Here is a 1,895-nt window from a genome sequence, read left to right on the forward strand (position 1 = left end):
GCAGCAATACTCTTATGTATATTAACGGCCTGCGGTGCACCTAATAATATTAATCGTATTACCAGCTCTGACTCAGTTGTTGTTATTAATGATAAGAACGGTCGTTATAAAAATTTATACACAGGTGAAAAAACATATCCCACTACCTGTACTGAAAACTGCTACCCAGCTCACCCAGACTTACTATGCAAAACCGGCAGCGAAAACTGCCAGTACCAAGGCCAGCAAACTAAACCACAACTTAGCACTGGCTATACCGTACGCTGGCTTGGTCACGCTAGTTTTGTTATTAACACTCCAAATGGTCAAAGTGTGCTGTTTGATCCGGTAAAAAATCAGTTTGATTCTCCAGTGGCACTTGGCTTTAAACTCGGCGGTGGCATTTATCGTAAAGCAGGCGCTTGGCCTAGTGAGCAAGAACTCGAAAATATTGATGCGGTAATGTATTCGCATATTCATTACGATCATTTTAATAAAGCCGACATACAAAGCATTGGCAAGAAACCTCGCTATTTAACACCACTCGGGATGGCCGACAACTTCCCTACCGGCGGTTTTAACATTAGCGAAATGCCGTGGTACTCAACAACCAACATTGACGACTTAGTTATTAACGCCGTGCCAGCTCATCATTTTAGCGCTCGCGTATTAGTGCCCTTTATTTACGAAGATAACAATAAAGACTTATGGAATGGCTGGCTGCTTGAACAAAACGGTAGCACCTTATTTTTTGCAGGCGATACAGGCTACTCAAAACATTTTAAAGACATACAGCAAAAATATGGCGATATAGATGTATGCTTAATCCCAATCGCTTCTTACTACAGTAAAGAAAGTGGTAAATTTTATCGTTACGTTCACACCACACCAGAAGACGCGCTCAACGCAGCACAAGAGCTTAACTGCAAAGTAATGATACCGTGGGGATACGGTAACTCAAGTTGGAAAATGGGCGACCACAGCAGTCATTCAGCCCTGCTGCGCTTATTGCATATGTACAATAAAATGGATTCAAAAGTACCGCTGTATATTTTAAACGAAGGCGAAAGTATTTCACTGTAACTATTTACTTAGCTGTTTTAAGATTGTTATTACATTAAGACGAATCGACAATAAAATTGAGAGATTAATGAAGAAATTAGCACTCGCCTTAGGCTTTTTATTAAGCACGCCAGCAATGGCTATTGATGTTGAACATACATCAACTCCAATTACTATTGATGGCGTATCAGAAAGCGTATGGGATAAAGCCGCTTGGCACGACATGCCTTATCTAATGGATGGCACACTGCCATCAAACGATGCCGACTTTAAAGGGCGTTATCGTTTATTGTGGGATCAAAACTATTTATACCTACAAGCCGATATTGTGGATGATGTTCTAATAGATACACACGCAGATCCAACCTATAAATATTGGGATGACGATGCGCTTGAAGTATTTATTGATAGCGATGCATCGGGCGGTAATCATCAATTTAATCACACCGCATTGGCGTACCATATTGGCCTTGATAACCAAGCTGCCGATTACGGACCTGATAAAAAAGCCCATTTGTATACCGACCACCTAGTTAGTAACTGGAAGCGCAATACCACCGCGCCTTTTAACATCACCTGGGAAGTAGCGATAAAGATCTACCCTAATGATTATAAAGAAGGTGCTAAAAACACCCCACTTACACTTAGCGAAAAGCAAGTAATCGGCTTTATGTTAGCGTATTGCGATAACGATGGCAGTGAGGTGCGCGAGCATTTTATGGGCTCACACGAAGTACAGCCGGTAAATGGCGACAGAAATCGTGGTTTTATAGATGCCGACGTATTTGGCAAAATAACCCTACTCCCTAAAAAGTAAGCCCCCAACACCAATAAGTAGGTTGGGTTGAGCGAAG

At 41.7% G+C, this 1,895-nt stretch carries 2 protein-coding genes; both read left to right on the forward strand.

From position 1 onward, the window contains the following. The first annotated feature begins 6 nt into the window (after window positions 1–6). A complete protein-coding gene (locus H5072_RS18295; protein WP_182694369.1) occupies window positions 7–1,062 on the forward strand; it encodes an MBL fold metallo-hydrolase in 1,056 nt (351 codons plus the stop codon). Window positions 1,063–1,129: 67 nt separating this feature from the next. Further along, window positions 1,130–1,858 carry a CBM9 family sugar-binding protein gene (locus H5072_RS18300; protein ID WP_182694368.1) on the forward strand — a complete coding sequence of 243 codons (729 nt, stop codon included), beginning with the start codon at window positions 1,130–1,132 and terminating at the stop codon, window positions 1,856–1,858. The last annotated feature ends 37 nt before the right edge of the window (window positions 1,859–1,895 follow it).

It is taken from the genome of Pseudoalteromonas sp. SR45-5, assembly GCF_014163565.1.
Taxonomy (GTDB): Bacteria; Pseudomonadota; Gammaproteobacteria; order Enterobacterales; family Alteromonadaceae; genus Pseudoalteromonas; species Pseudoalteromonas distincta.